Source organism: uncultured Campylobacter sp. (assembly GCF_937997595.1).
Taxonomy (GTDB): domain Bacteria; phylum Campylobacterota; class Campylobacteria; order Campylobacterales; family Campylobacteraceae; genus Campylobacter_B.
The window spans coordinates 1-7,081 of the sequence record NZ_CALKTS010000027.1 but is presented as its reverse complement, the minus strand read 5'-3'; the positions used below and the strand labels follow the sequence as shown (position 1 = coordinate 7,081).

The following is a 7,081-nucleotide window of genomic DNA, read 5'->3' as shown; positions in this document are numbered from 1 at the left end:
GAGCATCCAAAGCCAGGCGTTTCGCATTGCAGCGAGCCCAAAATGGACGAGGCGTCGCATCAAATGATTCAAATTTGTGGCGAAAGCGAGGATCCGCAGATAGAAAATATGCAGTGCAACGAAAACGGGCTTTGCTTCGGCACCGCAAAAATCAGGTAGCCGAAGCGTCTTGCGAGCACCAGCGCTAAATTTAACTATTTTAGAGCCAAAACCGGATGCCCGAGAACGATCCAAGCCACGCTTTAAAATTTCGCCCGCAATTTAAATTTAACTCCGCTTCACGCGCGCCGATGCATTTTATCTATACTTAATTTTTAACTGCGTCCGCCAATTGGTCGAGCTACTCTTGGCGCGATGAAATTTTAAAATTTCATCGCCAAACATGGCGTGGAATTAGGATTTAAAAGTAAGTGCGGGTCAAATTCATAAGTTTAAAATTTTAAAGCGACATGCAATTTAAAATTTCAGGTCTCTCAAATGCTAGCGGTGCGAAATTTTGCGCAAGCTCAAAATCCGCGCTAGGAGATTTCATGCCGCCGCAAAATTTCTAGATCACAACTCCGCTCGGTAGAATTTTTGGCGGTGCAGATGGAGGCGCAAAATCTGTGCCACGCAACCTTGCACGGATCACACCCGCCCAAATTCCTATGCCGCACGCCGAGACTCATAATCTAATCTCGCTACAAGATCGCTTGCGAAATAGTACAACATCCTTGGTCGCATAGCGCAGCCTTGCTCACTGCGTGGTCGAGGTCCGTAGCTGTAGTGCGAAATGGCGTGGAATTCTTTGTTGCGCGGTCGAAGTTCTCAGCCCGCAAAAAGGCGCGGTATCCTCTATCGGCGGTGCGAGTTTATAGTCTCTAACTCGCACCTTAAAATTCCGCTTCAAACTCATTACTTAAAATTTCGTCTCAGAAAATCACGTATGAGAAATTCCGCTTTATCTTTACGGCTTAAAATTTCGTACGGATCGCACCGAGCGAAATCTCGTCACTGCGCGACGCAAGCTTAAAATTTCAGCGTCGTGCTCGCCGCATATTAAATTCTGCTTCACTATTATGACTTAAATTCTATCACAAGCCTGTAGATTTAAAATTTTACTTCAAACGACGCCGTGAAATTTCTACCCTTGCCTAGGCACATATCTCTCTCGGTGCCTACGCCGCTCACACTTAGCGGCGACGCTATATCTTTGCCGATAGCAACCATCGCACAGGGCACCTACCACAGCGCATAGAAAATAAAGTGCGTCTCTTTCGTAATCGTAGCCTCTAAAAAATTTTAAGCGACCGCAAAATTTTAAAATTTAAAAGCAGCCTTTGAAAGCCGATTTTTATAAATTTGGATTTGCTTTGTAGCAGCGCAATCTGGTGAGCAAGGCGCAACTATAAGTTACGCAGCTAGCTTTACGTCAGCTGCTTAAACATTTCGATCTGCTCCTTCGTAAGCTCGATCAAATCATCGTTTGCGTATTTAAGCGATGTCTCCAGACTTGCGATGAGCTCCTTACGGACGAAGCTCACGCTAAAAAGCGTTGCCCAAAATCGCGCTCCGCTGCCCGTGCTCGGATCTTCCAAGACCGCTCTAATCGCAGCTACCGCAGCAGCATCGTCCGCTGCACCTAGCACCTCGTCCACGAGCGGATATTCACCTGCGCCGTCGCCCTCGTTTAGCGAGCGCAAAAGCGGCTCAAGCGCCTCGTCACAGGGATTATCACGCAAGAACTCCCGCACCGCGCGAAACTCTGCCGCGAGCTGATCCGAAAGCTGCGCAGGCATCGGCTGATGAAGTCTCAAAAAGTCTAATGCCGTTTGCTTGTCCATAAAATTCCTTTTAAATGATATGCGCGATTGTAGCTAATTTTGGATTGCAAAGAGATAAATTTACTCTAATTTATCAGCCATTTCCGTCATAAATTCTCAATAATCTTAAATAATTAGACAGTAGTTTTTAGGGGCGATTTTCGATGGGCTTTGCGGATCACAAAATAAAATTCCAAATTTTGTGTCAATAAAAAAGCCCCCGCGAAGTGCAGGGGCTTACAAGCTTGATCTGTTTAGTCCGGCAGAATTTAGCAGACTAAGAGGGATTATTCCTCGATCTTGCCGGTTTTGATGCGGCGCTCGTAGATTTCGCGCATCTCTCTGATGTCGTTTTTGACCTCGAATACGCCGTGCCAATGCGAATAATCAGGTCCGCCCATTAGCGCGCCTTGGCGCATTCTGCGACCCTCGTGGTGCCATGAAACATAGTAGATTCGCTGGAACGCATCCGCCCAAGGATCGTCTTTTAGAAGTTTCTTTTCCTTAAGCTCTTTTAGCATCTTAGTCGCTTCGTCGTTGTAAACGTTATATAGAAGCACCTGCTTATCTCCCACCTCAAAGAAATTATTCGTGTGGGTGCTTGCATGGCACTCTTTGCAGACTTGCTTCATCTCAGCACGCGCTGCCTCAGGACCGTTTAGGTTACCCGCCAAAGGATTGCCGACGTTTAGTTTGCCGGTATTTAAAAACTCGCTTACCGCAGTCTCATTACCGCCGGTGCGTAGATTGCTCTTAGGCTGCCACAAATTCCACTTCAAGCGTTGAGATACGTTGTGAGTGGAGTTCAGATCGCCAACACCGCCGCTCATATGGCAGGTTGCACATGTAGGGGCGCGGTAATCAGGAACCGCCCAAGTACCAGGAGCGCTATCGAATTTCCACTCATTGCCTTCAGCGTTAAATACGTGTCCGTGCATTGAGTTATTGTAAATTTCGATATCCGGATGATCAGGTCCTAAGTGGCAAGATGCGCAAGCAGCAGGCTTACGAGCTTCAGCAATCGAAAATTTATGACCAGAATGGCATGATTTGCATCCGCCTACGCTACCGTCCGGATAAACCGTACCGATGCCGTAAACGGGCCAGGTCTCTTTGGTAGGCTTGTTATGCTCATCCATTTTAACGACGCTACCGTGGCATTGAGAGCAGCCGGTAATATCAGGCGCATGTTTAAGATCAGGGATATCACGTCCTTCGTAGTGATACATTAGATCAACCATTCCTTTGTTGGCTTGCATCTGCATAGCACCTCTTGCGTGACCGCTGTTTTCAAAATCTTTAACCTCGTTGCTGTGGCATTTAGCACAGGTTTTAGGACTAACTAGCACCGAAATATGATTATCTGTGTCTTTCGGATGCGGCTCTTTAGCTGCCATAGGGCTATCTGCTGGCTGCGAGTGGCAGTCGGTACAGCTAACGCCTACGTGAGCGTGGCGGCTCATCTTCCAATCCGCAACGACGCCCGGAGTTTTTTCGGCATGGCACTCGACGCAGCGTCTAGCTAGCGGCGTAAGCTGCCTATTTACCTTTAAATTCTTCGTAAGACTAACGTTTACGGAATTGCTTACGTTCGCGTCCGACGCGGACATATTCGCATGCTGCGCGGGCATTTCTGCGAATGCAAACGATGCGATACAGGCTATTAAAATAGCGACTTTTTTTAGCATTGCTTCTCCTTTACTTGGTTTTGTTATTTTCTCGGTTGTATTTATCCCAATATTTGGTAATCTCTATACCCATATTTTTGTGGCCGACGTTTTCGTGGCACTGCACGCAGGTTTTGCCGGTAGTGCCCGCAAAATAATCCCTATGCGCAAGCCAGGCTTTATTTACTTGATTATTCTGCTCTTTTAAATTTCGATGGCAACTTAGACAGCCGCTTTCATAAACGAAATGATTTCGCTCCTTGCGTTTTTCTTGCCAGTCGATCTTATCGGCATCGGTAAAGACCGTTTTGTAGACATCATTTGCGGAGGTTAGAGCTTTAGTCCAAAGGTACATAAAGGTATTTTCATGAGAAACGTGACAGGCGACGCAATCGGCCTTGAAGCCTTGCGGGTTATTGCCGCCGTGAACATCGTTGTGAAATGCGTTTGCCATCGGCTGCATCGTATGACAGGATACGCAGAATTTATCGGTGCCCGTAAGGTGAACCATCTCCGCAATCCCAAGAGAAAGTATCATTCCTATAAGCACACAAGCGCCCACGAGCAGCACAAGAGTTTTCTTTTTCATAGGTTTCCTTGATTTTAAAATTTCTTCGCAAAATTTTTAGTATTTGATAATTCGGAAAGTGGTATTTTATTATAAAAAGATTAAAAACCGCTTATTTTCTAGCCTTTTGTTAAAATTTATTAAATGAAGATAAAATTTTAAACTAAGTTTTTAGTTTAACGGAATATAATCCATTAAAATTTCAATACAAGGAGAGATCATGAAAACGATCCAAGCGGCTGAGATTACAAAAGTAGTCAGCGAGCTTTGTAAAAAAGCCTGTTATCAAGTCACGCCAGATATGCGCGCGGCGTTTGAGAAAGCACGCGAAAATGAAATTTCGCCTATCGGCAAAGATATCTTAGGCAAGCTCTTGCAAAATGCCGATTTGGCGGCAAAAGAGGTTGCACCGATCTGCCAAGATACCGGTATGACGGTGGTTTTTGTCGAACTCGGTCAGGATGTGCATATCGAGGGCGGATATTTGGAGGATGCTATCAATGCAGGCGTTGCGGACGGCTACGTAGGCGGCTATCTGCGTAAATCCGTGGTCGCAGAGCCGCTTTTTGAGCGTAAAAACACCACGAACAATACCCCCGCAGTCATCAATACCCGCATCATCCCCGGCGACAAGCTTAAGATCAAAGTAGCTCCTAAGGGCTTTGGCAGCGAAAACAAATCGATGCTAAAAATGCTTGTTCCCGCAGACGGCATCGAGGGGGTAAAAAAGGTATTTTTAGAGGCGGTCAAATACGCTGGTCCTAACGCCTGTCCTCCGATGGTCGTAGGTGTTGGTATCGGCGGCACGATGGATAAGGCGGCGCTTTTAGCCAAACAAGCCGCGGTTCGCTCGATCGACAGCAGAAATCCCGACGAGCGCTACGCCAAGCTAGAGGATGAGCTACTGGAGATGGCGCGCGCTACGGGCGTCGGTCCGCAGGGCTTGGGCGGCATAAATACCGCCGTTAAGGTAAATGTAGAGTGGTATCCGACCCACATAGCGGGGCTTCCGGTCGCCGTTAATATTAACTGCCACGCGGCTCGTCATGCCGACGCCGAACTATAAGGAGGAAATCATGTCAGAAGTTAAAAGAATTACCGCACCTTTCGATAAAAGCGTAGTAAAAAGCCTAAAGGCGGGCGATAACGTCCTAATCAGCGGTACCATCATCGCAGCTCGCGATGCCGCACACAAGGCTCTAACCGAAACTCTCGCTCGCGGCGAGAAGCTACCCGTAAGCTTGGCTGGCGAGACGATATATTATCTGGGACCGACTCCTGCAAAACCGGGACAGGCAATCGGTGCTGCGGGACCTACGACTAGCGGACGCATGGATAAATATACTCCTACGATGATAAACGAAGTAGGCATCAACGGCATGATCGGCAAGGGCTACCGCAGCGACGCCGTCGTCGAAGCGATGAAAAAATCGGGCTGCGTCTATATGGTCGCTATCGGCGGAGCGGGCGCGCTAATCAGCCAAAGTATCAAAAAGTACGAAGTGCTAGCCTATCCAGAGCTTGGCCCCGAGGCGGTCGCGCGACTTACCGTCGAGGATTTCCCTGCTATTGTAGCGATCGACAGCGAGGGCAACAATTTCTACGAAGTAGGTCAGGCGCCTTATAGAAAAATCTAAATTTTGCTAGCGGCGTCCGCGCGGCGCTTTTTGCAGTGCGAGCGCCCGTAAATTTATCGGCGTCCGCTCGGGCATCCTAAATTTCGCAGCATAATCTGCGGCATTTATTTCGCGAAATTTTACGACTTGGCGCAGTGAAATTTTATAGCGATAAATCGTGTTCGTAAAATTTTATCTCTCTTATGGCGCGGAATTTTTAAAATTTCGCGCCGCTTAAATTTATGCCGAAATCCCGCCTTTGCTCCATTTAAACAATCCGCCGTTAAAATTTAACCGTAAATTTATCCAAGTCTAAATTTTAAAATTTCGCCGCCGTTCGTAAGCAAATTTAAAGCCCGCAAGCGTCATAATCCATCTCAAATTTAAAAGGAGCAAAATGAGCGCAAGCGAGCTGGAGCAGATCAGACTGGAGCTTTTGTATAAGGCGAAAAGAAATATGATCTTAGCGGCTGCGTGCATGCTCATTTACGGCGCGTTTTTGTTATACAAGCTACGCGACGGAGGAGAGATGGCGGATTTGTTGCCGCTTATAGGATTATTCGCGGTTGTTCTTATAGTAGCCGTTTTGTGCGATGAAAGCTCCATAAAAGCTAAGATAATCTACGCTGCCTGCCTTTTTGCTATGAGCCTATTTCTAAACGATTTACAAAATCGCCTCACGATTTCCAAATATATCTTACTCGCGATTATAATTTTAATCTTGGCTGCTTCGAGCTTGTTTGTATTGTTTAGAGACTTTAAGCAAGACTATTCGGTAAAATTTCGGCGCGCTTTTAAAGAGCACTATCTAATGCCCTATTTTAAGGCGTTCGGCTACCGATATGAAATTTCAGGCGATATCGATCCCGCCAAACTCAAGCTCTCCGGGCTCTTTTTTCGACTAGACAGATACTCATACGGCAACGACAGGGTCTCGGGCGTTTATGACGGCGTGAGTTTTGCCTTTTGCGACGTGAGCTTATTTAATAGATTTTCGAAAAGCGAAATCCTCGGCACCTTTTTCTACGCGGAATTTAACAAACGCATAAGTGCCAAAACCCTGATTTTTCCCGCTCGCGCCGGCGCGCCGAACACCCTCGGGCTAAAAAAGATCGATATGGACGATGCGGAGTTTAACGCCGCCTTCGCCGTGTATTGCGAGGACGCGGCGGGCGCGATGTATATTCTAACGCCCGCCTTTATGCGGAGACTCTTGCACTTCGCAAGTGCCGTAGCCGCGCCCGTCAGTCTTAGCTTTTTAGATAGCAAAATTTATATTTTCGTAAATACGGGGCGCGATAATTTCGAGCCTGACATCGACGAAAGCGTGCTGCGCCGCGACCCTGCCGCGCAGCTCAAGCGCGAGCTTTCGCACTTTTTAGCGATCGTAAAAAACCTAAAACTAAACGAAAGAATTTGGAGCTAGCG

At 47.1% G+C, this 7,081-nt stretch carries 6 protein-coding genes; 3 read left to right on the top strand and 3 right to left on the bottom strand.

Translation table 11 applies throughout. From position 1 onward, the window contains the following. Positions 1–1,406: 1,406 nt before the first annotated feature. From Q0614_RS00880 to Q0614_RS00870, 3 genes are all read right to left on the bottom strand, one after another. Positions 1,407–1,823: a hypothetical protein gene (locus Q0614_RS00880; protein ID WP_005870906.1), complete on the bottom strand. Its 417-nt coding sequence runs from the start codon at positions 1,821–1,823 to the stop codon at positions 1,407–1,409. Positions 1,824–2,089: 266 nt separating this feature from the next. Further along, entirely contained in the window at positions 2,090–3,490 is a 1,401-nt protein-coding gene (locus Q0614_RS00875; RefSeq protein WP_298785862.1) for a multiheme c-type cytochrome, read from the bottom strand. Between the two features lie 10 nt (positions 3,491–3,500). Then, on the bottom strand, positions 3,501–4,058 hold the full coding sequence (locus Q0614_RS00870; protein ID WP_291940163.1) for a NapC/NirT family cytochrome c: 558 nt from the start codon (positions 4,056–4,058) through the stop codon (positions 3,501–3,503). Positions 4,059–4,257: 199 nt separating this feature from the next. Between Q0614_RS00870 and Q0614_RS00865 the strand changes: the two genes are divergently transcribed. From Q0614_RS00865 to Q0614_RS00855, 3 genes are all read left to right on the top strand, one after another. Next, positions 4,258–5,103: a fumarate hydratase gene (locus Q0614_RS00865; RefSeq protein ID WP_298785861.1), complete on the top strand. Its 846-nt coding sequence runs from the start codon at positions 4,258–4,260 to the stop codon at positions 5,101–5,103. A 10-nt stretch (positions 5,104–5,113) separates the two neighbouring features. Beyond that, the gene (locus tag Q0614_RS00860) at positions 5,114–5,674 is read left to right on the top strand and encodes a Fe-S-containing hydro-lyase (RefSeq protein WP_177389396.1); all 561 of its coding nucleotides are present in this window, start codon (positions 5,114–5,116) and stop codon (positions 5,672–5,674) included. 376 nt (positions 5,675–6,050) lie between these two features. Continuing rightward, complete coding sequence (locus Q0614_RS00855) at positions 6,051–7,079, top strand: DUF3137 domain-containing protein (RefSeq protein ID WP_298785859.1); 1,029 nt, start codon at positions 6,051–6,053, stop codon at positions 7,077–7,079. Positions 7,080–7,081: the final 2 nt, after the last annotated feature.